This is a genomic window from Bacteroidota bacterium (genome assembly GCA_041658205.1).
Lineage (GTDB): Bacteria > Bacteroidota > Ignavibacteria > UBA10030 > UBA8401 > UBA8401.
Window position 1 is genome coordinate 658,353 of sequence record JBBAAO010000002.1, and the last position, 26,935, is coordinate 685,287.

Below are 26,935 nucleotides of genomic sequence, written 5' to 3' on the forward strand. Positions count from 1 at the left end.
ACACACTCAGAATGGTGGGGATTGTGTTTTCAATGCAATCGGCGAATTCGTTAATGGAAATGACTGTGTCAATGTATCCGCAGAAGAATATCACTTGGCTGCCGCAGACAAAGTCTGTGGATGCGAAAACAGTATCGACGACATATTCTTGTAGTATTCCTTATTTAGAATCGAGTGTGAAAAACATGTATATTATTAATAGGAAAGAAACTCTATGAAATATTTTCGTTCCATTCTTCTTCTACCCATCCTTCTTTTTGCACAGGATATTGATCTTAAGACTGACTATCTCAAATTCGAATACAAAATTCCGATGCGGGATGGCAAAAAACTCCATACCGCTGTCTATGTCCCAAAGGACACAACGACGAAATATCCCATCATTCTGTCGCGGACTCCCTATACGGTAGCACCCTATGGAAGTGATTATTTGAAAGCGGGACAAAATAATTTATGGATGGCCCAGGAAAAATATATCATGGCGTTTCAAGATGTGCGGGGCCGCTTTATGTCTGAAGGGGTGTATGAAGATATTCGTCCGCATATTGTTGATAAACGATCGAATAATGATGTTGATGAGAGTAGTGATACCTATGATACAATCGAATGGCTGTTAAAAAATGTCCAACCGAATAACGGTAATGTCGGTATGATCGGAATTTCCTATCCGGGATTTTATGCGGCTCATGGTTTAATCAATTCGCATCCTGCATTAAAGGCCGTCTCGCCACAAGCCCCCATTTCAGATTGGTTCATCGGCGATGATTTTCATCATAATGGAGCTATGTTGTTGATTGATGGTTTCAGCTTCTATCGTTCATTTGGAAAACCGCGGCCGACATTAACAACAACCTGGCCCCCAGGATTTGAATTCCCAACACCTGATGGATATAAATTTCTGCTGGAAGCCGGATCATTGTTATCGATAAAAAATAAATATTACGGAGACACTGCTAAATTTTGGAATGATCTGTTTATCCATCCGGACTATAATGGATTCTGGAAATCGCGTAGTGTCGCTCAACATATGAAAAACATTAAACCTGCCGTTCTTATTGTTGGCGGCTGGTTCGATGCCGAAGATCTCTATGGTTCTTTAAAGATTTATTCCGCGATTGAAAAGAACAACCAGAAAAATCGAACTTTGCTGATGATGGGTCCATGGTTTCATGGCGGCTGGGTTCGTTCCGATGGGAGCCGATTAGGACATGTGAGTTTTGGAAATAAAAATTCAGAATATTACGATCAACACATTCGTGAATTCTTTAATTTTTATTTGAAGGGAAAAGGGAGCTTCCATCTTCCGGAAGTTTCTGCATTTGAGACAGGGAGTAATGTCTGGAGATCATATAGTGAATGGCCGCCGAAGAATGTTGAAACAACAAAAATATTTCTTTCTGCAGAAGAAAAACTCTCCTTTAAAAAACCGAGTGAGAAAAATGGTTCCGATGAATACCTCAGCGATCCTCATCGACCAGTGCCGTATATTGCGGACATCAGCAATTCACGTGGCAGGGAATATATGACGGACGATCAGCGATTTGCCTGGCAGCGTCCCGATGTTCTTTCGTACAAAATGAACATTGACGACGATATGACATTGGCAGGACCGATTACTGCGCATTTATTTGTTTCAACAACAGGATCTGATGCCGATTTTGTTGTGAAAGTGATCGATGTTTTTCCGGATACGACAAAAGACGATGGAGTAAATCCCAAGCATATAAAAATGGGTGGATATCAAATGCTGGTGCGCGGAGAAGTGATGCGTGCACGATACCGGAATAGTTTTTCAACTCCCGAAGCATTGAAGCCAAATAAAATAGAAACTGTTTCTTTTACCATCCCGGACATAAATCATACATTCAAAAAGGGACACTCGTTCATGGTGCAAATCCAGAGCAGTTGGTTTCCGCTTGTCGATCGGAATCCTCAAAAATTCGTGAATATTTACCAAGCAAAAGAGACCGATTTCCAGAAGGCGACTCACCGCATCTATCGATCCATAGAAAATAGCTCTTATCTAGAAGTAGAAGTTCTTAAAAAATAAGCGGAAAATAACTATCAGAATAGGGTCATTCGCTTAAAAAGCCAGGGTGATGAAATTATTTAATTTTTTTCATTCGCTTTTTGGCTGGAATTTCGTATATTTATAATCCCTAAAGTAACAACGTCTAAACGCAAGGAGAGATTTCAATGGCAAAACAACAGTCGTTTGAGGAAAAAGCCAAAAAAGCCGCAAAAGCAGGCGGGTTGGAAAAAACGATCAAATTTGTTGCAGCGGTAAAAACAGATAAAGGTTCATACCGTTTCAACCAGAAATTAGTAAAAGTAAAAGACGAAAAGTCTGAAGATGCAGTCCTGGAAGCGGAATACAAAAAAATGCAGTCAGGCGCACACTAATTCAGATCATTAAGCAAACAAGGAACTAGAACAATGTCAAAACGATGTGAAGTCTCAGAAGTCGGTCCAATGACCGGACACAATGTATCGCACGCGAACAACAGAACACCGCGTCGCTTTCTTCCAAATCTCCAGAGCAAACGCATCTGGGTGCAGGAATTGAAACGATACATAAACGTTAAACTTACCAGCAAAGCCTTAAAAACTGTGACGAAGAACGGCACCGCCGAAATCGCAAAATTGGTGCGCGCGGGTAAACTCTAATCGGAACGCAATGAAGAACAGAACAAACAATTTTGTTTCTGTTATTGTATTGATTCTTTATGGCACACTCACATCCGTGACTGTGCCTTTTCATTTTCACGAAGATTCTCCGTTTGCTACCGGCAGCGGTGTGCACACAATCGTTCAGCATGATGATGCATCTCACTGCCACCATCATTCGATAGATTCTCACGATGACTGCACACTCTGTTCATTCGTATCCCATTCCGGTCTTTGTAAAGCATCATCCGTTGTTCCTCTGATCGATCCTGTTTCACAGGAATATATCTCGCATTTTTCTTTTACCGCAGTTATTGATTTCCATTCGACGCATTCCCGTCGCGGTCCCCCGGCACTTTTCTCGTAATTCAATTTTCAACGTACCATTGCACAAAGAGATTGATTCATGAATTGAAGCATGAAAAATCTTTTGTTGGAAACTTGTAGCTGCTCAGCAGAATGGCATAAAAATTCAAAAACATGCCACCAAATCACGAAAACACGAAAGTGCACAAAATAATTTGAACCATTATCCCCAAAAGGTTGGTGAAATTTTGTGTTTTCGTGTTTTAGTGGCAAAAAAATCATAACCGCTGAGCAGTAACGAAAATTTTAATATTCGAGAAAGGCTTACTCCATGCGAATGCTTTTCGTTTTATCCGCTCTTCTTTTTTTCTTACTATCTATCGCCTCGGCACAGTCACAGACGGCCTCGACTGATTCATCGGCTACCGCTGATTCTCTTTTGATGCTGGAACTTCAGGCTCAAATGCCGGCGCAAACTATTCCTGCACAAAACGCCGGTACGGTTCGATCTGCACTCTCAACAAATCCCGATATCAGTGCGATAGGGGATTTTCGGACTTCCTATTCCGATGCGGGGCGCCGAAATATTGAGACATATTTTAATGCGCTTGAAGTGCAGATGAGTTCCGTTGTCGATCCGTACGCTTCAGCAAATTTCCTCTTTTCTTTTGGCAAAGATTCTCTCAACGGTGACTATTCAGCTGGATTGGAATTGGCAACGTTGACATCCATGACTCTTCCGTATTCACTGCAAGTAACGCTCGGAAAATTTAAGCCACATTTCACAAAAGTCAATATACTTCATCCCCATGCGTTCAGTTTTATTGATTTTCCGACCATGATCAAAAATTATTTCGGTGACGAAGGGCTGTTTATGGAAGGTATGTCCGCAAGTGTTCTTGTTCCTAATCCGTGGGAATTCTTTCAGGAGCTTTATGTTGAAATTGGTCGAAGTGTATCGACTCCGTCATTGGATAACGGATCAAGCAATAAACTACTCTATGCTGCGCATCTTAACAATTTTTTTGAACTTTCGGATAATTCCACATTGAGTGTCGGATTCTCAGGATTAACGGGAGCGAACGTTTTAGATTTAGATACACGAATGGCAGGAATTGATCTGACCTATAAATGGAAACCGGTTCAATTCAATACATACCGTTCGTTCACATGGCAAACAGAAGCACTGGTCAGTCTCGCAGATACATCCGCGGGTAGCGACGTTCAATCGTACGGAGCGTATACTTTATTTGAATATCAGATTGAGAAAAGAACATTTCTCGGTTTCCGTTTTGATTATTCTGGTCTTCCGATGATTGAAAAATCAGACGAGCGAACCTCCTCATTACTACTTCGGTTCCAACCGACCGAATTTCAGGTATTGGCTTTGGAACTGCAGAACGTAAATCGGAATTATGCTCCAGGTTATTATCAGATTGTATTTCGGGCGATTTTTGGTATTGGCACTCACGCGGCACATGCATATTAATGCAAGTATATCGTTGAAGGGTTTTTCTATGAAAAAAAATATTGTTCTTATTCTATTAACATTAGTTTTTTCGAACTCATATTCGCAATTGAAAATCGTTACAACAATTCCGGATCTTAAAAGTATCGCCGAATTTATCGGTGGGGATAGGATTGAAGCATTCTCGATTGCCACCGGATATCAGAATCCTCACTTTGTTGATCCGAAACCTAGTTATATTCTGAAATTATCAAAGGCAGACATCTTTATTACGGTAGGACTCGATCTTGAGATCGGCTGGGTTCCGGCGTTATTAAACAGTGCGCGCAATCAAAAAGTCCAAAAAGGAGGGGAGGGATATGTGGATGCTTCATCCAATATTTCGTTGCTGCAAATTCCGTCAAGCATCAACAGGGGAGAAGGGGATATTCATATTTATGGCAATCCCCATTACTGGCTTGATCCATTAAACGGCAAGGTCATTGCGCAGACGATTGCAAACACTCTTTCTCGATTGGATCCGGACCATAAAGCACAATTTCAGTCAAATTTGAAAAAGTTCAATGAAACTGTAGATGGGAAAATCAAAGATTGGGAAGGGAAACTGACCCGATTCAAAAATACAAAAGTAATTGCCTATCACAATGAATGGCCATATTTTGAACAACGTTTCGGTTTAAAGATTGTTGACTTTCTCGAACCCCAGCCCGGCATTCCTCCGACACCGTCTCAACTGGCGAAGATTATTGGCGTGATGAAGAGAGAACAGATTAAGATTATTATCAATTCGCCCTATTTCACGGCAGAATCAGCTGATCTCGTTGCGCGAAATTCTAACGGGAAAGTTGTTACACTGGCTACATCTGTTGGGGCGACACCCGAGATAAAAACATATTTCGATCTTTTCGATCATAACGTATCAGAGCTTCTATCCGCTTTGCAATAAGGAGTTAGTATGTCCGACATGTTTACGCAGGAATTCATTGTTAACGCACTAAAGATTAGCATTATCATGGGACTGCTTCTTTCGTATCTTGGAGTGCATGTGGTGGGGAGAGGAATTGTCTTTGTGGATCTGGCGCTCGGGCAAATATCGATGCTTGGTGTAGCATTTGGAAATTTTATCGGGAAAGATCAGACTCTCATTTCCATTATCTTCACCATGGTAGGAGCGTTTCTTCTTTCTTTCATCAAGATTAAAGACAAGCGATTGAAGCAGGAAGCAATCATCGGCATTGTATATGCTGTCGCTTCAGCAGCAACCGTGCTGCTCATTTCAAAATCACCGCATGGAGAATCAGATATTTCCGAAGTATTATTCGGCAGCGTTTTTACGGTGACGGACGAACAAATTATGACTATGGCATTCGCCTTTGGTGTTGTTGGACTCTTCCAAGTAATCTTCCGTAAAAAATTCTTTGGTTTGACAGAAAAATTCGAAAACCATGATACTGATGAGATTGGTGTGTTTAATCTTTGGAATTTTCTTTTTTATCTTTCTATCGGGTTGGCGATTGTACTTGCGGTGCGAAGTGCTGGAGTAATTCCGGTCTTTTCATATCTGATTATACCACCCGTTTCGGCGATTCTTATCTCTCACAAAAGAAATGCGATGGTTATTATTTCGTTGCTCGTCGGAGTTTGCGGAAGTTTTTTCGGACTATTCTTTTCGACACAATTTGACTTTCCGGCAGGATCGTCCGTTGTGGCAATTCTCGGAGTAATCTTTGGTCTTTTAGCACTTGTTCGATGGGGGATGAATCTTTTTTCCTCAAAATAGAAGTGTGTATCGATTCTAACGCATTGAACCCCGCAAAAGCGGGGTTTTATTTTTCATACAGATCGGTAATATCTGCGGCGGCAAGATCAACAAGGAATGTTCCAATTTTTTCTGCTGTTGCATCTCCGAATCGTTTTCCTTTTTCTGCTGTTGCTGCTTTCGGATTTCCCACTCCCGTGTCATGAGAAATTTTCGTCCATTGTCGCGGCGCCCACGCTAATCCATTTCTGAATCCTTCAATACGGAATCGTTTTTCTTCACCGCTTCCTGCTTGATCGAGTGATAAGACAAGATCTGGTGCGATGTGCATAATCATGCTGGTCTCAAGTTCTCCGGCGTGATCTCCCGGTTCGTTGAAGTATTGCTTTGGAGGTGCAGCAACATACCAATTGAGCGAGCAGAGGAAGATCTTCAATTTTGGCTGTAACTCACGAATAACCGTATTAAAATCGTTCCCTCCGTGACCGTTGAGAATGACAAGCTTTTGAATATGATGCATTTGTAGTGTTTGAGCAAGATCGAGGAGGATTGATGCTTGAGTTGAAGGATTGATATGAAGACACAAAGGAATTTCTAATTGTCCTGACTGCACCCCGAATGGTACGGTTGGTAATACAATCACTTTTGCTCCAGCATCCCAGGCACGGCGTGCGGATTCTGCGGCAATATAGTCACATTCTAGAGTGTCGGTAGAATACGGAAGGTGGTAATTATGTGCTTCGGTGGCAGCCCAAGGTAGAATTGCTACATCGTATTTTGTCGCTTTAACATTCTTCCAATTTGTTTCTGCTAAAATGTACGGCCGGATTGACATTGTTCGTTCCTTACGATTTTGGAAATCTTATTGGAGAGTGTACAGATTAGTATCTGAAGAAACAATAAGGAACGTTTCTATAGCTATAGAATCGTAAGGTTTTAGAAAAATCGTTCACTCTTTATGAAATCATAACAATCAAAACACTCCTACTAATCCTACCGTAAATTTATTTCCACTATTTTGAATATCGTACGTGTATTCTGCCAAGAATCGTAAATTGCGCGCATACATATAACTATAATGTCCGGTGATACTGTTATACTTATAAGACTGAGCAGTGATCTCGGCCCAATTATAGATCAAGGCTCCGTACCAACTGCTTTTATCGCCATCTGGTGAATAGATCAATTCTGCCATCGTTCCACGCGTCTCTATAGTTTTCTTTAAAACGCTAAAAGTTGGATTATCGTCCCTTCGTTCAACATACTGTACATTTATTTCGATTGGTTCCAAAGAAAGTGAAAGATCAGGTCCAGCCATCCATAATGAGTTGATGAGGGAGAGATTTTCCTCTTTGCCATAATATGCAAAACCTCCCACACGGATCCCGTCAGCAACATCCTGTGATACACGTCCAAATATATTTTTATATTTATCCGAATCAAAGTTACGCATCGCATCTGCCGCACCAATCCCGCTTCCGTTCAGCACTTCTACAACCAGATCTGTATGTGTCGGCAGGGAATAGGAAAACATCATCCCGCGGTCATACGTTAGATTGATGTTTGATAAGCCGGGAGCAATGCGATAGATCTGATAATCTTCCAGCGTCAATCGCAACTCACGTTTGAAGAGAGGATCACTTATCTGAAATTGTCCTACAACAATATCCAGTTCGGACGAGAAGAGATTGTTGAACATGATAAATGCATCTTCAAGTCCGGCAACACTCCCCCTCTCGCCGAAAAAGAAATAAAAATAATAAGATACATTCCGAGCTATTTGTCCTCCGGACAATAATTTTAACAGATATGGCGCCTGGAAATCTGCGCGATGATTAGACTGTGGCTGCCATCGCGCATATCCTTCCATACGAAATGCAAAGGGAAGTTCCCGCATCAACAAAAGTTGATCGTCGCCCGTTTCGCGGAAAAAGCGGGGCGGTTCTTTCTCGGGAAGTTGAAATCCATTGGCAGCGAATTCTTCCCCGTACGCTTTTAATTTTGGGGCGGGTGAATGACAGGTTTGGCACGACATATCGTACTTTCGTGCAAATGCCGGGATAGCATTTGATTGTGTAACGATGACGTTTAATGCTATTACAATGAAGATGAAAAGTTTTTTCATAACAGTATCTCGTTAGGGAAGGACGGTAATATATGTTTCGTGAAAATTCACTTGAATAGTTTCCGTTTCATCTTTTGGGACACCAAGAAATTCAGCCACCGGTGTTGGTAGTTTTTGATAATTTAACACGGCAGAAATTTTCATTTTTCCTGGTGGTAGATTTGAAGGAAGAGTCCAAGTAAATGTTTCAATTTTAGTTTCCCTCGGTCCGAATCGATAATCTGTAGAGAGTGAAGCGGTGTTCCATTGTTGAATAGTCATCCGTCCTTTTGGGTCGAGATAGGGAAGTCTAAATATTCTGTCGCCGACGGGAACGCCGTCGCGCTGAATGCCTGGGAAATCGGGTTTATTTAAAGCTATTCCCATATCCTGATAGGCCAATGTATTCGCTGCAATAGTATATTCTTCTCCAGGGAATCCTTTTTTATCCACCGGAAGTTGAAATACATTTCCTTTGGCATCGACAGCTTCAACATGAAGCCATACCATACGCTCTTCGGCGGAACCAGTCGGGAATTTGTGCCCTGTCTTTTGATTAAAAAGGGCGACGGTGAATTTCACGCGGTCGCCAGGTTCGGCTTCCCGAATGTCTGGATGAACGCGAAGTTCAACTACACCGCGGATTTTTCCGGGATCATGTGCACCATGGAACAAATGCTGAGCAACATCCGGTAGTGGTTTTGCCATTGAAGCATTCTGTCCCGGCGCGTACGTCATATGGCAGTCCTGACATCGCACTCCTTCTTTTGAATATGGTCCTTCTTTCCATTCCAGATGTGTTGATTTTACCCAGATACCGTATGGATCTTTCTCATTATGACAGGTTCCGCAAAAATCGGCTGAACGGAGAAAATCTGATTTTCGTGTTTCGTGTGCAGGAGATTGTAATCCTTCCCGCGGTCCGTATTTCACTTTTCCTGGTTCCGAGATATAATTAAAATTGAAAGGGACTTCCCCTTTAAATCCGATTATCGTATGACAAACGTCGCACGAAACAGATTCGTTGGCTCTGCTGTTTTCCGAGGGTTTTGGTGGTGGAACATCTCCCGCAAGAAATGCGATCGGTGCATGGCAACCGTTGCAGCCTGCCTTTACACCGGCAACTTTCGGATCTTTTTCCGCATGCGGAACAGCGAGTTTGAAATATTCAATTTCGTCCCAATGATGTGTGTATGCCTGTGACATCATCGATTGTTCCCATTGTCGGTAAAAATCTACATGACATGATGTTCCGCATGTTTGTGGTTTTTCGTAATCGCTGTATTTCCTTGAACCTAATGCTTCGTCGCCTGCTTTTTTCGGTTGGGCAAACAGAGGCATCGAAAGCAGAACAAAACCGATGAATGTATAGATGAAGAAAATAGATGAAGATTTGAAGGTGAGTGTTTTCATAACTCCCTCATATTGTATTGTGGATGTCCCTTTATTTGATAATAGATTGACTCTAGATGAGTCGGTCTATTTCAGGATAGCGAGGATGGAATTACAGAGGTAAGGCTAACGGAAATTGTTTGAAGAAGCAATATGAAATACGTTTCGAATTTTCCACAGATAACTTTATCTGATTTATATTCAGAGATTTCTGAAAAAGTCATTGCAATGACGTTGTTCGAGAGTTTTTTAGATGTTTCATTCAATAAGAATGTTCAAACGATAAATATAACACGAATCCGTCATCTTTATTTCCATTGACGAAATGAATCGGGAACGCCAATCCCGGAACAATTTGCAGTTCTCCGATATCTATTGCCCATCGAACACCAGGGCTGACAATCAATTCGTTTGTTCTTCCTAATGGTGAACTGGATGAAGTATATAAAACTTCTGCCATGACATTAAAACTCTTATTGGCGAGATAAATGGCACTTGCCCCAAATAAGTATTCAGAAACCGTTTCTTTAGAGGGAGTAGAAGAAGAACGCGCATTTGGAATTACTGTGTATCCCGCATTATAGTGAGTTACAATCTCATCGGAGAAACGTTTGCTTACCGGTAAATTAAGTTGAACACCGACGGCACCATTTCCAGAGCCATTTTTGTTGTCTCCGGTGGGAAGAATGATGGAGACACGTGGAGCAACCGCCAATCCATGTTCATTCATAAACTGATAGCGATAATTCACCATGAGATCACTGATCCCTTGAGAAATTCTTGTGCCTGCCAATGAATATTGATATGGAACGGTAATGCTCAGTTGATGTTTTTGATCAAAGATAGGCCACTCTTCTGTAAAACTTGTCTCGAGAATATTTCCCGGAGAAAACGTTGTTCCATTGAAAATGTGTTGGATGACATTCGCTTCTTGGTTATATGCTTCTTCTATAAAGAAAGAATTATCCTCAATGGCTTTTGTAAATTCTTGGGAATAGGAGATTGTTGCAACAAATGCAAAAATGAAGACATATAACTTCATGCGAATACACTTCCTTAAATAATTAAAATAGTTTTGGAATAAACTTCCCAGTGGTATTCATGTACTCTGTATAACGCTCCCCAAACTCTTCAATCAGTTTTTGTTCCTCTGTGAATGTACGAACATATAGTGTTATTAAAACTATCAACGAAAGAAGAAGCATCAGCCAATTTGAAGAAAGCAGGCCTAATCCGACAAAGAATAAAAATCCGGTTGTGTATAATGGATGTCTGATGAAACGATAAATACCGCTTGTCACAAGCTGGTGGTTTTTTCTGGTTTCGACTGTGTCAGTAATATTCTTTCCAATATTCGTAAAAACTGATATACCCATCGGTATGGAAATCAGGGAAAGTACGATCCCGACGATCTGTAGAGTGACGATAGGCGCGAAACGTACAATTGCGAAAAAATCGGGAAACCAAGGGAAAACAAATGCAATCAACCACAAAATTAAGCCGCTGACGCGAAGGATGAAGAAGGTAGTTTTTCCTTCATTCTTCATCCGTTCAAATCGGTCTTGTTGCTGCTGTGCTTTCAAGCGATAATAAAAACCGAACGAAAAAACCGAGAAAAAAGCTACAGCAAACATTATTCGAACAATAAACTCTGAAATGAACATTATTTGGTACTCATTTTTTTGTTACCATGAAAAGATACTTGTCGTACGGTTCTGCAGTGAAGCCGTTAATTCCTTTTTTGGGAAACCAAACAGCATGTAGATAGACCATCCCCAAAATCATGACTCCAAGAAAACTGTATAGAAAAACAATTCCAATTTCACCTACAAGGTAAAGCATACCGATCATGATCAGCAGTTTAAACATTCGCCGTTTCCATGAAAGATGCTTCTCAAAATTATTGAAAAAAAAATTACCAACGCCCCATCCAACGATGATGAATGCAAGATCAAACCAAGACATATTCAACTTACCGCCAATCTCCAGACTTGAGCCACCAGAAAGCAGATAACGATTCCCATAATGATAGGAACAATAGAAGCAACTGTTGTCCATTTCACACTTTTTGTCTCTTTGTAGATAGTATAGATTGTTGTTGAGCAAGGATTATGCAGTAAACTAAAAAGCATCAAATTTAATCCAGTCAAGAATGTCCATCCGCCTGCTCGAAGAACATCCGCAACAGCATTTGCTTCATCCAATTCAAACATAACGCCCGCGCCATCTCCCACACCGGAGAGCTTGGTGCTGAGCACTGTCATCATTAACACGGTAGGAATGACAATCTCATTTGCCGGAATAGCAATGATATACGCAAGAAGAATGACTCCGTTAAGTCCTAACAATATTCCAAATGGGTTCGACCAATCGATAAAGTGTTCCGCAATACTTAATTCGCCTATATGAATATTGGAGACAAGCCATATCACCGCTCCAGCGGGAGCTGCAAAGACGATAGCGCGCCACAAAACGATAGCGGTTCGATCGATCAGCGATGTATATAACGTTTGCCACAATTGCGGCGGTCGATAGGGAGGAAGTTCTAAGCTGAACGCAGATGCTTCTCCTTGCAATACTGTTTTCGATAGTCCCCATGAAACGGCAAGTGTAAAAAATATTCCTAGCATTGCAACACCAACGACAGCTCCCGCTGTAACAAGTCCGGCCAGATGTGCCGGTACTAATGCTCCGAAGAAAATGGAAGCAATAAGGATTTGGGTCGGCCATCGTCCGTTGCAGAGAGAAAAGTTATTTGTGATGATAGCAATCAATCGTTCTCGCGGACTGTCAATGATGCGAGTGGCGACAACTCCGGCAGCATTGCATCCAAAACCCATTGTCATGCTGAGTGATTGTTTTCCATGTGCTCCCACTCGTCGAAAGAGTGAATCCATGTTGAACGCTACGCGTGGAAGATATCCAAAATCTTCCAACAGTGTAAATAAAGGGAAAAAGATCGCCATTGGCGGCAACATCACGCTGATGACCCATGCCATTGCGAGCCATACACCATCAACAAGTACTCCGGTCAACCACCAAGGAGAACCAATCAACGAAAAAGCACCGCGTAACCATGGATGAATTGTGTCAACAAGGAATGTTGCAATCATTGCCGAAGGAACATTCGCGCCTTCAACAGTAAGCCAAAAAACGACTGCCAACAGCAAAAACATTAACGGGAATCCGAACCATCTGCTGGTGATAAGTTTGTCTAATCTTTTATCGAAGTCGAATCGCGGTTTTTCTGTTGGTGTTGTGACTGCTCGTGATGCGATCTGATTTGCATCAGCGTAGATTGATTCCACAAGGGAATCGTGAACGTGTTCACCAATTTCCCATCGCAAGGTATTAGCAGTAGAGAGTATTGATTCTTTGTTATTTGTTTTCATAATGTTAATCCCTTTAAACCTTGTCAAGGTTTCATATAAATTGTATTAACCTTGACAAGGTTTATTTTATTTCTTCAATGTTGGCATTATGCTACCGATAGTATCGTTGTATTTCTAGAAAGATCTTTCAATTCGCCGCTTTTAACAGCATCGATGATCTTTTGATCTCCTTCCAACAATCGTAAAGCAATCCATCGTGAATTGGGAAGGTTAGGGAATTCGGCTGTTATTTTTATTGTCAATTCAGAAATTGCTTTTTCTAATCGCGGGGCAGTTCTTTCCAAACGATGAGGTCTGCAAACATACGCACCGATTGCTACATCATAAATATATTTTAAGAGATCAGGAATTCCCTCTTCTTGTCGTGCCGCGGATGCAACCACTGGAACTCCAAGATCTTTTGCGAGCCTTCTTGCATCAACGTCAATATTGTGACGCTTTGCTTCATCCATCAGGTTCAAACATACGACTGCACGATCTGTGATCTCTAAAACTTGAAGGACGAGATTTAAATTTCGTTCGAGCCGAGTTGCATCAACTACGATGACTGTAACATCCGGCTGACCAAATAAAATAAAATCCCGTGCTACTTCTTCATCTGTGCTTGTTGAAAGTAGGGAATATGTTCCGGGAAGATCGACAAGTTTAAATCGCTTGTTTCCGTAGACAAATCCCCCTTCAGCGCGAGTAACGGTTTTGCCCGGCCAATTTCCAGTGTGTTGACGAAGTCCGGTCAACGCATTGAAGACAGTGCTTTTCCCTGTATTTGGGTTGCCGGCAAGTGCCACAACAAAATCGAACTGTGACATGTTGATACCGAGTTTGGTAAGATTTCCAAGATTATGAACCGGACAATCTTCGCAATTTGCATTTGGTGTGTGCGACATAATGGTACCTCAAATAAAGTTACGCTGAGCGGATCCCGATTCATCGGGATGAGTCGAAGCGTTTTAATTTTTCTCTATGAAAATCATATTTGCATGCTGCTGACGAAGCGCAACAAGTGCACCTCGAATATTGTACGCCGTTGGATCACCAGAAGCACTTGTCATTTCTGCTTTAATAATTGTTCCGGGAACTACGCCCAGATCCATCAATCGTCTTCGCTGTTGACCGCGCATTGCTTTTGAAATGGTTAACACTTTCGCTTCTTCACCGATTTTTAAAGATCCAAGTGCTTCAAGCGGGGAAGTGATGAGATGTTCTTCCTCGGTAATTGCTGCAACAGTTAAATTATTTGTCAACAACGGCGCGAGAACGATCTCTTCTCCGTCCGCCGCAAATCGAACGCGCTCGTTCGAGCGTTCGATCATCATCACCTGCATTCCAACATATAATCCTTGTGCAACAAGCTGCGCATAGACTGCTTCAGGTTCATCTTCAATATGTGTGATGACGGCAAATTCACCGCCGTTGAGTGACAGCAATGAGTGTCCTTTTTTGGGCGGTAGTTCCCCGCTTGGTGTCGGAATAGGATCTCCGTGAGGATCAAAATTTGGATTGCCAATCTGTGCTGCGAGTGCTTCCGCTTCTGAAGCAGAAAGATTGTGTTCAGCTAATTCTGCAGAAGAATGCCATTCTGTTGGCGGAACACTTGTTTCATCCGCAAGATATCGTTCCCACAAACGGTGAACGCGAATGATCCGGAGCGCGTATGACCGTCCGTCTGCAGTCAATTTTACTCCGTTATCATTTGTGAGCAGTAATCCCATCGTTGATAATCGTGTGAGTAAATCTGCGGCTTTATCCGTTGAGATTAAAAGCGAACCTGCAATACTTTCTGTCGTGCAAAATATATTCTTGTATTCACAATCAAAGATATGTTTTAAGGCATCTTCGATCACTGCCCGTTTCATTCCTCGGCGCGCTCGTTTCCATCGGGAGTACAATCCATATTTGGGAAAAAGGAATAGTGCTGCCACAAGGGAAAAAATTCCAAAAATTATTAATGCATTGCCGGGGTCAATCATATTTTCTCCTGCACATTTTCCACAAAAATATTCGAGGCGATTGTTGAACTGATATTGATTTCTTTATTGTTAATCTTCACCAGCATCGAATTGTCGAAATTCATTTTTTGTTTGATCGTAATCTCTTTATGCAGCGATATGCCGATGGATGAAACATATTGCAGCATTTCAGAATTGGAATCACTAACGCGTAACACCCGTACGATGGAACCATCGCGCGCTTCGACCATTGGATAACTCATAGAACATTTGATCTCGCCATCTTTTGTGGGAATGGGATCACCATGCGGATCAATCATCGGGTGGCCTAATGCATGATCGATTTTCTCTTCCATCTTATCGGACATGATATGTTCGAAACGTTCTGCTTCGTTGTCAATTTCATCCCAGCCGAAATGAAGCACCTGGACGAGAAACATTTCCCACAACCGGTGTTTACGGATGATTCGAAGTGCAAGATGTTTTCCCGCCTCTGTCAGCTCTACTCCCTTATACGGCGTATGTGTCAGTGTTCCTTCTTCCGCGAGTTTCTTTATCATTTCTGATACTGATGCGGGGGAGATCTGCAATTTTTCAGAAAGGGAAGAGGTGGTCACCTTTCCTTCATTGGAAGAGAGCTTATAAATATTTTTCAGATAATTTTCTACTTGTTCGCTAGCCATATCACTGTTCCTTCGGTTAATCGTGTTCGCATGAGCAAGTGTCGTTTAACGATTCTGCTTTTTCAAAACATTCTTTCCCTTCTTTCACGGAAAAATAGACCAGTCCCAAAGCACCGGCTGCATCAACGTAAGGAAGAGAAAACACTTCGTATAAAAAACTCGAAGCCAATAATGTAATGGACATGTACACGCAGACGACGTTGCAATTTGCATCTGCAATCATCGCTTTCGAATCCAATGCTTTTCCAACTTTCTTTTTATAATAGATAAGACCAAGCATTGCAACGATTGAGATGAGGGATATGATGACACCCCAAAATGTAGAGTTCGGTTGATTTCCTGAAATAACAGAGAGGATAGACGTAATCAATAATCCACCGGACAATACATAGAACGACCAACCGGTGATCTTTAGTGCAGTGATTTCAAAAAGACTTTTGTGGCTAGCAGGATTATTTGAGGTTCGAATTACCATCGCCGCTATACCAATTCCGGAAATTGTCTCAATAAAACTATCTACACCAAATCCAAAAAGAGTAAGTGATTCATCGGAAAATCCGACAAATGTGGAGATGAGTCCTTCGGCGATATTATAGACAATCGTAAAAATGCTAAGGTAGAGTGCGAAATTATACAACCTTTGCTTTTCAACTGAAATTGGCTGATTTATTGCGGCAGTTTCCATTTTATATTCCCAGATATTTAATTTAGGTTGACCTAAATTTATATCAAGGAAGCGTTAAAGTCAAGAGAAAATTCAAAAAATTTTATTTTTCTCCGAAAATCTTTAACCACTCATCAATTTGAGATTTACTAAGTGCCACATCAGACTTTTCAGTGACAGTGTCATTTGCTTCAGAAAGCAGGTTATGGAAATATGTTGAAGTGTGAGTTTGACAGGAGTAATTTTTTGCGAAGCGTAAGATTTCTCTGTCTGAAGTAATAATAGTAAGGAGTGAACGATTCCGGGAATGTTCGATCATTTGTTTCATTTTACCATCAGCGGTGAAAGGAAAGGAATACACAACATGCACTGGAGCATGGGCGGGTTGTTTCAGGGAATGATCCGGTACTGTTCCATCAAAAATGATGGAGCAGCGAAATTTTTTGGTGTGCGTTAATTGGCCGACGGAATGAATCAAGAGTTCACGTGCTGACTCAGCATCATGCAAAAGTGTTTTCTTTAGTGCGGGAACAGCGTGAATGACATTGTAACCATCAATAATAAAATGCTGCATAGACTAGTCGACGGTAACATGTTCGTAATCGTGGATCCGATTCATGTTTACTCCGATTGCCTTTCCGGTTCCACTTTTCACAAAGATATCCTTGAACTTTGCTCCCCACACAATTTCATCATACCGATACGATGATCGGGAATGGACAATTTGCGAATAAGTTTCATCGGTTGCCGTAATCAAAACGAACATCTCAGTTTCTGCTCGTTCCAAAAATTCTTTACCCTTGTTGTGCAACGGACTTTTTTCATCTATCTCGTGAACGATTGTCCAGTGCAAAGGAAAAAATGTTACTTTTTGTCGATCTAACGGAAGAGTATGATATTGACGAACCCTTCGCCCATCTTTCTCGTGCATCCACGAAAAAATAATCTGCGCTTCGATATTGATTAATTGGCTCGATCGTTGATTAATAATGCGAACCATTAATGCTTTCCCGTCTTTAAATGGCGCAATGACGGCGTTGTTACTGTACAGAATTTTTGCATTTGGCCTCGCAAATCGTGCAAATAGCAAACCGGTTACCATTGCAGCGCTGAGCAATCCCAAAAATGCTTCAAACGTCATCAGCCAATTCGCTGCCATACTTCTCGGATTTAAGGCTCCATAACCGATCGTTGCAAAAGTCTCTACACTAAAAAAGAAACAATTCCAAAAATGATTTGTAACAGTGGTAGTTTCAGTGCCGTTCAGCGCATCCGATCCGCAAAGATAAAAGCCGAAGGCAAAGATAAAATTCATTAAAATATAGAATGACACAATAATGGAGAGGAACTTTGTCCACGAAAGGGTAATAAGCCAATGATACATGCTCATGGATTTGACAATGGACATACCGTCACGATCAACATTGAACGTGCCGTCGCGGTTCATCATGCGGTTATGTAGCTGCTGTGAAAGCCGTGACCCGAATCCCAGATCATTTTTATCGTCTCTGGATTGGACAATTGGTTTGAGTTTTTTCATACTGTTTAACGCCTACGCTTTTTTAGCAATAATCATAACACCATTTCCTGTTGCTCTGGTTCCGTGATAATCAATAAACATGGAAAGGAGATACAGCGGATAAAATATAAGATAAAAAGGTATTAACAGTAGGGTAAGAACAGGATGCCATGTTTTGAATAGCCATTCAAAGATCGCAGAGATTTCAAACATTGTTGCGGCAGCAATGCCGAAGGAATGTCTTTTTTCTTCTATGACAAAGCCGCATTCTTTAATTCGTTGCTCCAGTATTTCATCATTATACGTCTGCGGTCTGCCAATAACTTCATCATAATCAAAACCCTTTTTTTGCGCAAACCATTTGTATAACGTGAGGGTTCGCCGATAATTGACAGCTGCATAAAGTAATAATCGTCCATGTGGCGCGAGTGCATCCCTGAATTTTCTCAATAATGCTTTATCATCACTCATCAGCATAATCACCGCGATACACATGATCAGATCCTGTTGCGGAGGAATTTCCGCAGCATTCAGATCGCTGCAGACGAACTTCATATTCTTTTTTTTCAGTGTTTCCATCAAACAATTGCACACATCGATGTTCGATTGCGAAACATCAAGGCCGATAAGCTGTTTACCGTTTTGGAATTCCCGTACAGTAAATAAAAAATCACCCATGCCGCATCCCGCATCGACAATTCGTTTTGGCAAAGGCATTGTTGTTACTACTTGGCGGATTGCCCGTCGTGTATATTTCATTCGTAGTGCTGTCAGATGATTCAGCAGGTAGTAGACGAATATGATACGCGGGAAACGGAATAAAAAATCGGGTGCGCGTTGATGGTTAAGAATTTGAGAGAACGTATTGGCCATAAGTAAAATAAATTGTGAAACAATGTAGAAATGGATGACGCGAAATGCAACAAACAGAAAAATAAATATCGCGTGCATTATTCAGTGAATATGTGTGTACGGTTAATGTACGTTTATGGGATTGTATCGACATCATTATCATTTCTTTAATTCGTTGTACACCTCTTGTATTCAACACTAACTCCATAGTATTTTTGCAGACCAATTATTGGAGGAGAGAAAATGAATCACCTAAAAAATATTATTATTATTCTATTGTTGATTGTTTATTCCCTATTTGCTGAAACGCCGCCAAAACATTTTGTTGAAGCCAAGAAAGAAGAAGTTGTTGTTGAATCCCAATTATTACCATTTTGCCTTATTAAAGGGAATAGATTTCGGCTGGGTGATGTTTTTAATGAAGGGGATGTAGATGAGAAACCGGTGAGTTACGTAACGCTTGGTGATTTCATGATCAGTACATACGAAATTACCGTTGGACAATTCGAACAGTTTGTTTCGGAATCGCATTACGTCACCGACGCAGAAAAAGAAGGATGGGCTTTTGTATGGGATGGTGCCGCTTGGAGCAAAGATTATGGCTCAACATTTCGACAGCCTGGCTTTTCACAAACTGAATCTCATCCTGTGGTCTGTGTGAGTTGGAATGATGCTGTTGCATTCTGCAAATGGTTTTCCCAAAAAACAAAATTTGCTGTGAGGCTTCCGACCGAAGCAGAATGGGAATTTGCGGCGCGAGAAGGAGGAATGCGGCCGAGATATGGATGGGGAAACGGCGGCCCAAGCGGTAATGTCGCCGATGAATCTGCAGCCGGAAAGTTTTCGCAGTTAAAATATTGGTCAGGCTATAACGATGGTTTTGTGTTTACATCACCCGTTGGTTCGTTTCGTCCGAATATGTTGGGTTTATACGATATGTCGGGAAATGTTCTTGAATGGTGCGCTGATTCTTATGGTGAATATACACAGAATGAAAAAATTAATCCGCATACCGTATCGGATGATGCGTTTCGTGTTTTGCGCGGCGGATCTTGGATGAACGGCGAAACGGCTGTTCGAACTACAACTCGAAGCCGCTTGCATCAGTCATACCGGGGAAGCCGGGTTGGCTTCCGTATTGTACGGGAAATGAAAAATTAGTTAATGGAGATCAGGATGTTTTAAATGATTGATCGTTGCATCCTGATATTTTTTTGCAACCGAGAGAAGAGTGCCTTCCTCAAACAACTTACCTGTAAAGGTGATACTGACTGGTCTTCCTTGTTCTGTAAATCCGCTTGGAACAACGACACAAGGATGACCGGTAAGATTCGTTAATAACAAACTACTTCCTTCAAATGAAGGACCGACATAAACATCGATCGTCTCCATTACGTTGTGCATTTTCTGAATCAATAATTGACGCACTCGGCTTGCCTGGATATATTCGACTGCTGTGATAAACCGTGATGCACGGAATGAATTCGGCCATGCATTTTTAATTTGACGTACCATGAGATCGTCCTGCCCGCTGCGTGTGAGATCGTCAAATGCAGCAGCTGATTCGGCGCCAAGCATAATCGAAATATCATCCACGGGAAGATTCGGCAATTGAATTGGGAGTAATGTTGCTCCCAGTAGTTGAAGAACGGCAAGGACTGTGTTATTGAATTGCTTTCCGGATTTCACACTGTCGAAATCCGATTTCAAATATCCGATTCGCAGTTTTTTCAGATTGGTTTTCTTTGGATTATAAATAAACGGAAGATCATACACAGTCTGATCTTTTGTGTCCGGTCCGTAAATTGCGTTGAACACGAGCGCGCAGTCCTCAACAGTTCTGCATATTGGTCCGAGTTTATCCATGGACCAGCTGAGCGCCATTGCGCCGTACCGACTAACACGTCCATACGTTGGACGAAGTCCTGTAGTCCCGCAACGTGTAGAAGGAGAGACGATGGAACCATATGTTTCCGAACCAATTGCAAAGGCAAACAATCCGGCAGCTGTTCCCGAAGCAGATCCGGCAGAGGAACCGCTTGATCCTTGCGTGGTATCCCAAGGATTTTTTGATTTTCCTCCAAACCACACATCACCCCATGCTAATTCGCCCATTGCGGTTTTTGCGACAAGCACCGCACCGGCGGCTTCCAACTTTTTAATCACTGTTGCATCTTCTTCGATGAACTGATTCTTGAAAGGAACAGAGCCCCATGTTGTGGGATATTTTTTTGTTGAGAGAAGATCTTTTGCGCCGTATGGAATCCCATGCAGAGGTCCCCGATATTTTCCCGTAGCAATCTCTTTGTCAGCCCGTTGTGCTTGTGCTAACGCCAAGGACTCCGTTACCGTGATAATGCATTGAAGCATCGGTCGATATTTTTTTATCCGTTCAAGATAGAGCGTTGTCAATTGTTCCGAGGTGATCTTTCGTGATTTAATGAGAACGGAAAGATCGCTGACAGAGTAAAATGCCAGATCATTCCAATTGAGTGGAAGGGAAACATTTTTAGAGCCTTCTGGAGAAAACACGCTTTTCCCACTTATCAATCTCATTCCAAATGGAATTGGATTGAAGATCATTGAGGGGACAACATTATTGGAAAGCGGGATACTCCGTAAGGATTGAAAACTTTTGAGTTGTCCTTGCACATCACCAAGGAGCGATTCTCGTTTTGCTTCATTGAATTGCAAGCCAATGATTTTTTCGGCAGAAAAAATATCACGTGTGGTGATGGAATCTTGTCCAAAGAGGCTAGTGATTGATACAAGAAAAAAGAGGTAAAGAATTTTCATATATTGTCCAGGAAAAAGATCAAATTCGTGAAAGCCAGTAATCAGGTTTTTGTTTATTATGCATAACACAAATGATAATAATCTCTGAGGGTGTTATTGTGTAAATGATACTATATTCGAATTTTTTGAATAAGCATCTTCGTAAGGTTGTTGTAATGGGTGCCCAAGCGGTGGGAAATTGTCTGATCCGTTCTACGCAATCATGAAAATCATCAATAAAATGTTCGGCTGTTCGGATGGAAATATTTTCATAATACTCAAGTGCAACTGTCAGTTCGTCTTCGGCAAGCAAAAGGGTCCGAATATTCATTTCAATTTACTGCGTAATCGTTGTATCGTTTCATTAACATCATACGCAATAATTTTTCCCTGCTCATATTCCTTCAATCGTTGTTCAGCGATCTTAATCCACGCCATTTCAACTTCTTGTTCGGTCAAACCCAAAACACTTAATTCGAGTTTTTTTGCAAGCAGTTGACGATCCTCAATCGAAAGTTTCATTGCTTCGCTTAGCACCGATTCATATTGTGGTGACATCAATACACCTTTTTTCTTTTAATGTACTATTCTACAAATGAAGTTTCAACACTCGTTATCTCAAGTCTAATCGCATTGTTTGCACTTTGTCGCGATAGAAGCCGAGCGACCGAAACAGTTCGGCAAAACCTGATTCGGAAGGGCGAAGATTGTTACAGTATTCGAGAATGATCTCATTTCTATCCGGGTATGCAATCCGGATAAGATTAATAAACTGCGATAATCCTTCGAAGAGGAGTTCCACCTTAGAACTGGGGTCCTTCGTTTGAAGAAAATATATTCTTGCTCCGATATTTTCAATCCATACAATCGGAGTTCCTCTTTCAAAAATAATATAATTTCCCGCTGAACGGGACATTCGCGGTTGTAACATGACTGATTCCATATTTGATGCGGATTCCGTCTGATTCAAATCAACCCCACTCCCGTAAGGATTTGCCGGGTCGCAGGCATTCAACACAATCGGCGCTTCACTCTTTGATTGATGAGCTTTTATTTCATCCAGCATTCTCACTGCATCCGGAAGAGCGAATTGCATTCCAGACAATCCTTCAACAAAATATCCGCGACGGATTTCTCCGCGCATTTCCATCCGCTGGAATTCCATCGCCAGCATTGACCATGGCAGCAGATTATCTTCTCGCTTAGCAATCTCTCTGGCAACAATTCCATATCGCAATAATAATTGCTGTGCTTGTCTCTGAATCATCTCTTCGTTGCTGACCTGTGCACCAAGAATACTTTTGGTGTGTACAAGAGACCAGCGTCCATTCCAGCCCGGCACTTGTTTGAATGCCGTTCGAACGCTCTTCATGGCAATGGATTTTAAAGGGTTTCGGCGTGGATTTACAATCTCTATTCGTTCCGGAGGAAGTTCGGATTCTGTCGTACGATAACGCTTGATATTCAATATTTCATCAACAATATCATTCGTGATAAGGCTGCTCCAAAATAATTCGGATAAAACATGATTGATTGCAGCAAGGGTATATGATGTATGTTCACGTATGTCAGCAAGGAACGATGCACCATTTTTTTGCAGGAACTGAAGTATATCAACGGCTTGTTTGGACAATCCTTCGAAAGTCTGATTGTGAGACTCTACAAAAAACATCCCTTCGCCACGTGCCACCCATTGTGATTTTCCTGCACCTGTTCCGACACAGAAATATTCTCCCCGCTGAACAAGCTGACGCAGCATTCTACCATCATAATGCTGAATTCTGCTGCTGATGATTTCTGATTCCCATAATTCCGAGGGAAGAGAACATCCCTGAAGTTTCTCCAAAACGTTGCGTAGGCCTTCTTCATCTTTTTCTTGTGAGGATGGAAGTCGATGCTGCCATTGTAACAATAGCTGTGTAAAATTCGAGATTGTTGCCGGCGAGATCTCTTTTCGAAGCAATGAAATAGATGCACGGTGAATCCGTTCAAGGTTCGGACGGTAACACCATTGTTCCTCTTCACTTTCTTTGGTGAGGATACCATGCACGATGTTTTCGGATTTCAGAAGTTTTTGAAGAATATCATCGCATTCTGTGAGGGAAAGTGCAAAGCGCCGGACAACGTCGTTGGTGGAGAGCGTTCCATGCGATCTGAGCATCCGCATGATCACATATCGAAGTGCTTCTTCCCGTTCAAATCGTGCGGATTGAAAATGTTCCGGAAGGATCGCTAAGACATCCTTGCCGATGATGCTGAACGGACGATACAAGGGAATTTCTTCGGCGGCGATGAAGTATGTCGCACTGCCGATGGAGATGGGAGCAATGATATTTTTGGATTGAAGCTGTTCTATGAATATCTTTTGTCCGACACGATCAAGCATTTCTGTTTCGGTCAACTCTCCCAACCGAAGAAATACTTCCATCAGCTCTTCGGGAGTGCGCGCTTTTCGGGTAGATGCAGTAAACTGCAATTGTTCTTCCACTTTAATCACGGCATCTTTACGCACAACCGTTTTTACATCTTCAAGATTCACTACTTCTGCAACCAGCTCTCTATTAATGAGCGCAAATTGTTGTTTTGCATTATTCTTTGGATCGTCCCATTCATACATATATACAGCGGCAAAATCGAACAATAGCGTTGATGCAAAAGGAGAGGGAGTTTCATTTTGTACGGTATGAACTCGAATTTCTCCCGTTTCAATCTTCGTAATGATCTCTTTAAAATGATCGAAATCCAGTACATCGGTCAGGCACTCACGGATGGTTTCTATGACGATTGGAAAATCGTTGTATTGTCGCACGATTTGAAGCAGATCGGCAGACTTTAATCGTTGCAGGAAAAATGGTCTTCGTTTTCCCGGAGAACCTTTCGGAAGCAGCAGCGATCGCTCAGCATTCTGTCTGAACAACGCTCCGAAAAGAGGGGAGGAAGGAATTTCTTCCAAAATAATCTGTTGTGCAGTGTGAAGTGTTACATCGGAAAAAAGATCGAGAGGTAAACGTTCTGCGTCAGAACAACGGAACAGGATTCCGTCGTTATTATAGAGCATCTGCACTTCTATATTCAGGCGTTGTTTAAGGATATACGTAAGGACGATGCCGAGAAGTCCATTGACCCCTTTTCCGTAACATGAGTGAACAACAATTCGTGGGTCACCGACTTCGTCCCTGAATCCTTCAACAACAATGGCAAGGTGTGATGGAACAATCTGTGTGGATACTTTCTGATCTTGGACATAATCAATGATGTTTCGTGAAGAATTTGAATCGATCGGATAATTTTTTAATTGCTCAAAATGATCACTGGTAGAGAGTTGTTCTAAAAATTCGCCGATGCGGACACCAAGTTCATACGTCCTCCCGATTCCTTCTCCTCGCCAAAAGGGCATTCGTGCCGGCTGACCGGGAGCCGGAGAAACGACAACTTTGTTTGCATCGATATCCATCATTCGCCAGACATTGGAACCGAGGATGAATGTGTCTCCTGCCCTACTTTCGTAAATGAATTCCTCATCCACTTCGCCGACTTTTGTTTTGAGATCTTCCAGATAGACGCCGAAGTATCCTCGATCCGGAATTGTCCCCGCGTTCATAACGGCGAGAAGTTTAGAGCCGGGGAGCGGAGAAAGTTGATTGTGAAGTTTATTCCAGATGATGCGCGCACGAAGTTCGCGGAATGCGTCATTAGTGTACCGACCGGCCAACATTTCCAGAACGGAATGAAAAACAATTTCGCTGAGTGAACGATAACAATATGACTGTCGTATCAGATCGAAGATTTCTTCCGTGTTCCATTCTTCAATGCCGACCATTGCCACAATTTGTTGAGCGAGAACGTCCAGACAGTTTTGCGGGATGGAGGTTTTTTCAATGGAATGTTCCATCATCCCTTTTGCTACCACTGCACATTCTACAAGATCCTCCCGATGGGTAACAAATAATCGTCCTTTGCTATTTGCATTGACTAAATGTCCGGAGCGGCCAACACGCTGCAAGCCGCGCGCGATTCCTTTGGGGGATTGAATCTGCACAACCAAATCAACAGTACCAATATCGATGCCAAGTTCCAATGCTGAAGTGGTGATCAGTACGCGAAGCTTTCCGAGTTTCAGATCGGTCTCCAATTGTTCGCGCACCGTTCGCGACATACTTCCATGGTAAGCAAACACTTTAATATTGGATTGTCCGTTCACCTGTTGAAAATGTTGTACTGCAGTTTGCTGCTGATGGTAAAAGGGGACAGCATAATTGTTCGTTGTGTTTTGTTCTCCTTCAAGAATTTCATTTAACTTTGCCGCGACTCGTTCGGCTAGTCTTCGATTGTTGACAAAGATGAGTGTAGTTCGATGTTCGTGGATCAGCTGTAACAATTGCGGAAAAATGAGTGACCAGATGCTGTCCATCGGCATTTCCGAAAAATCACGTGCTGCACAGATCACTTTTAAATCGACATTCTTTTTGTAACCGGCGTCGATAATGTTCACTGTGCGGGGAACCAGACTATGATTCCGCCATTCCATTCCGCCCAGGAATTGAGCAACTAATTCCAGCGGTTTTTGTGTTGCAGAAAGTCCAACACGCACAAATGTCTTCTGTTGATCGTCAGAATTATTGTTCGAATTTTTTACCAATTGTTCTAATCGTTCCAATGACAATGAAAGATGAACCCCCCGTTTTGTGTTGCTGATGGAGTGTATCTCATCAACAATCACATAGCGAACAGAATGAAACATCGCGCGCGATTTTTCTGACGACAACATTAAAAAAAGTGATTCCGGTGTGGTGATGAGAATATCCGGTGGATTTCGTAGCATCCGAGCCCGTTCTGTTTGTGTAGTATCTCCCGTCCGGACTGCGCTGCGGATCTCTGATAGAGAAATTCCCTGTGCTTCCGCTTCATGTAAAATTCCGTTTAAGGGAATTTCAAGATTTCTATGAATATCGTTGTTCAACGCTTTAAGGGGAGAGATATAGAGAACACGAATTCCCTTCATTGGATTGTCAGTGCGAGAAATCCGTTTGTTATCCTGAGCGGAGTTGAAGGATGACGGATGACGAAGCAATTTCCTTTTTGAACCAGGAGAGTGTTTCAATTTGAGTTCTTCGGTATTTCCGATGATGTTCGAAAACACAATATTCTCTTCTACCAAATGATTAATACACCACAAAAATGCCGCAAGTGTTTTTCCTGATCCAGTCGGAGCGACAATCAGTGTGTGATTACGATTGGAAATAGAAGGCCAACCCTGCAATTGCGGCGGTGATGGTTCGCCAAATGTTGTTGTAAACCAAGAACTGACGATAGGATGGAATTTATGGAGAATATTCTCTGACATTAATAGTACTCAGTATCCTTGAGACTTTCCCACAAAAACTCCAAAACACAAAATGTCACTG

General features: G+C 41.9%; 24 protein-coding genes and 1 pseudogene. 8 read left to right on the forward strand and 17 right to left on the reverse strand.

Features of this window, described 5'->3' with window-relative positions:
* The first annotated feature begins 214 nt into the window (after positions 1-214).
* From WDA22_14675 to WDA22_14705, 7 genes are all read left to right on the forward strand, one after another.
* Positions 215-2,050 carry a CocE/NonD family hydrolase gene (locus WDA22_14675; protein ID MFA5834720.1) on the forward strand — a complete coding sequence of 612 codons (1,836 nt, stop codon included), beginning with the start codon at positions 215-217 and terminating at the stop codon, positions 2,048-2,050.
* Positions 2,051-2,196: 146 nt separating this feature from the next.
* Positions 2,197-2,403 carry a hypothetical protein gene (locus WDA22_14680; GenBank protein MFA5834721.1) on the forward strand — a complete coding sequence of 69 codons (207 nt, stop codon included), beginning with the start codon at positions 2,197-2,199 and terminating at the stop codon, positions 2,401-2,403.
* 33 nt (positions 2,404-2,436) lie between these two features.
* Positions 2,437-2,667 (forward strand): 50S ribosomal protein L28, encoded by a 231-nt coding sequence (rpmB, locus tag WDA22_14685; protein MFA5834722.1) that lies wholly within the window; start codon positions 2,437-2,439, stop codon positions 2,665-2,667.
* Positions 2,668-2,677: 10 nt separating this feature from the next.
* Positions 2,678-3,034, forward strand: coding sequence for a DUF2946 family protein (locus WDA22_14690; protein MFA5834723.1), 357 nt, complete (start codon positions 2,678-2,680; stop codon positions 3,032-3,034).
* A gap of 270 nt (positions 3,035-3,304) precedes the next feature.
* Positions 3,305-4,462 (forward strand): hypothetical protein, encoded by a 1,158-nt coding sequence (locus WDA22_14695; GenBank protein ID MFA5834724.1) that lies wholly within the window; start codon positions 3,305-3,307, stop codon positions 4,460-4,462.
* A 28-nt stretch (positions 4,463-4,490) separates the two neighbouring features.
* The gene (locus WDA22_14700; GenBank protein ID MFA5834725.1) at positions 4,491-5,387 is read left to right on the forward strand and encodes a metal ABC transporter substrate-binding protein; all 897 of its coding nucleotides are present in this window, start codon (positions 4,491-4,493) and stop codon (positions 5,385-5,387) included.
* Between the two features lie 9 nt (positions 5,388-5,396).
* Positions 5,397-6,221 carry a metal ABC transporter permease gene (locus tag WDA22_14705; protein ID MFA5834726.1) on the forward strand — a complete coding sequence of 275 codons (825 nt, stop codon included), beginning with the start codon at positions 5,397-5,399 and terminating at the stop codon, positions 6,219-6,221.
* A 46-nt stretch (positions 6,222-6,267) separates the two neighbouring features.
* Here WDA22_14705 and WDA22_14710 read toward each other — a convergent pair whose 3' ends face one another.
* From WDA22_14710 to WDA22_14770, 13 genes and pseudogenes are all read right to left on the reverse strand, one after another.
* Positions 6,268-7,035, reverse strand: coding sequence for a creatininase family protein (locus tag WDA22_14710; GenBank protein ID MFA5834727.1), 768 nt, complete (start codon positions 7,033-7,035; stop codon positions 6,268-6,270).
* A 138-nt stretch (positions 7,036-7,173) separates the two neighbouring features.
* Positions 7,174-8,325, reverse strand: a complete 1,152-nt coding sequence (locus WDA22_14715) for a hypothetical protein (protein MFA5834728.1) — start codon at positions 8,323-8,325, stop codon at positions 7,174-7,176.
* 12 nt (positions 8,326-8,337) lie between these two features.
* Complete coding sequence (locus WDA22_14720) at positions 8,338-9,717, reverse strand: multiheme c-type cytochrome (protein ID MFA5834729.1); 1,380 nt, start codon at positions 9,715-9,717, stop codon at positions 8,338-8,340.
* A 241-nt stretch (positions 9,718-9,958) separates the two neighbouring features.
* Complete coding sequence (locus tag WDA22_14725) at positions 9,959-10,738, reverse strand: transporter (protein ID MFA5834730.1); 780 nt, start codon at positions 10,736-10,738, stop codon at positions 9,959-9,961.
* Positions 10,739-10,760: 22 nt separating this feature from the next.
* Positions 10,761-11,360: an isoprenylcysteine carboxylmethyltransferase family protein gene (locus tag WDA22_14730; GenBank protein ID MFA5834731.1), complete on the reverse strand. Its 600-nt coding sequence runs from the start codon at positions 11,358-11,360 to the stop codon at positions 10,761-10,763.
* A gap of 10 nt (positions 11,361-11,370) precedes the next feature.
* The gene (locus tag WDA22_14735; GenBank protein ID MFA5834732.1) at positions 11,371-11,661 is read right to left on the reverse strand and encodes a hypothetical protein; all 291 of its coding nucleotides are present in this window, start codon (positions 11,659-11,661) and stop codon (positions 11,371-11,373) included.
* Positions 11,662-11,663: 2 nt separating this feature from the next.
* Positions 11,664-13,975: pseudogene (gene feoB / locus WDA22_14740) on the reverse strand (ferrous iron transport protein B).
* Between the two features lie 63 nt (positions 13,976-14,038).
* Positions 14,039-15,058, reverse strand: coding sequence for a metal-dependent transcriptional regulator (locus tag WDA22_14745; protein MFA5834733.1), 1,020 nt, complete (start codon positions 15,056-15,058; stop codon positions 14,039-14,041).
* Positions 15,055-15,720, reverse strand: a complete 666-nt coding sequence (locus WDA22_14750) for a metal-dependent transcriptional regulator (GenBank protein MFA5834734.1) — start codon at positions 15,718-15,720, stop codon at positions 15,055-15,057. The genes WDA22_14745 and WDA22_14750 overlap by 4 nt, the downstream gene beginning before the upstream one ends.
* 16 nt (positions 15,721-15,736) lie before the next feature.
* A complete protein-coding gene (locus WDA22_14755; protein ID MFA5834735.1) occupies positions 15,737-16,405 on the reverse strand; it encodes a cation transporter in 669 nt (222 codons plus the stop codon).
* Positions 16,406-16,487: 82 nt separating this feature from the next.
* Positions 16,488-16,958 (reverse strand): NYN domain-containing protein, encoded by a 471-nt coding sequence (locus tag WDA22_14760; GenBank protein MFA5834736.1) that lies wholly within the window; start codon positions 16,956-16,958, stop codon positions 16,488-16,490.
* 3 nt (positions 16,959-16,961) lie between these two features.
* Positions 16,962-17,924 (reverse strand): ion channel, encoded by a 963-nt coding sequence (locus tag WDA22_14765; GenBank protein MFA5834737.1) that lies wholly within the window; start codon positions 17,922-17,924, stop codon positions 16,962-16,964.
* A gap of 12 nt (positions 17,925-17,936) precedes the next feature.
* Positions 17,937-18,776, reverse strand: coding sequence for a methyltransferase domain-containing protein (locus tag WDA22_14770; protein ID MFA5834738.1), 840 nt, complete (start codon positions 18,774-18,776; stop codon positions 17,937-17,939).
* A gap of 222 nt (positions 18,777-18,998) precedes the next feature.
* On the opposite strand from WDA22_14770, the gene WDA22_14775 reads away from it, so the two are divergent.
* Entirely contained in the window at positions 18,999-19,916 is a 918-nt protein-coding gene (locus WDA22_14775) for a formylglycine-generating enzyme family protein (GenBank protein MFA5834739.1), read from the forward strand.
* Here WDA22_14775 and WDA22_14780 read toward each other — a convergent pair whose 3' ends face one another.
* Genes WDA22_14780 through WDA22_14795 form a run of 4 tightly spaced genes read right to left on the reverse strand, consistent with a single transcriptional unit; the run spans position 19,917 to position 26,874 of the window.
* Positions 19,917-21,551 carry an amidase gene (locus WDA22_14780; protein ID MFA5834740.1) on the reverse strand — a complete coding sequence of 545 codons (1,635 nt, stop codon included), beginning with the start codon at positions 21,549-21,551 and terminating at the stop codon, positions 19,917-19,919. It lies immediately after the preceding gene.
* Between the two features lie 19 nt (positions 21,552-21,570).
* Positions 21,571-21,861, reverse strand: a complete 291-nt coding sequence (locus WDA22_14785) for a type II toxin-antitoxin system RelE/ParE family toxin (protein MFA5834741.1) — start codon at positions 21,859-21,861, stop codon at positions 21,571-21,573.
* A complete protein-coding gene (locus WDA22_14790; GenBank protein MFA5834742.1) occupies positions 21,858-22,088 on the reverse strand; it encodes an addiction module protein in 231 nt (76 codons plus the stop codon). Before WDA22_14790 ends, WDA22_14785 begins: the two co-directional genes overlap by 4 nt.
* Positions 22,089-22,143: 55 nt before the next feature.
* On the reverse strand, positions 22,144-26,874 hold the full coding sequence (locus tag WDA22_14795; protein ID MFA5834743.1) for a DEAD/DEAH box helicase: 4,731 nt from the start codon (positions 26,872-26,874) through the stop codon (positions 22,144-22,146).
* Between the last annotated feature and the right edge of the window lie 61 nt (positions 26,875-26,935).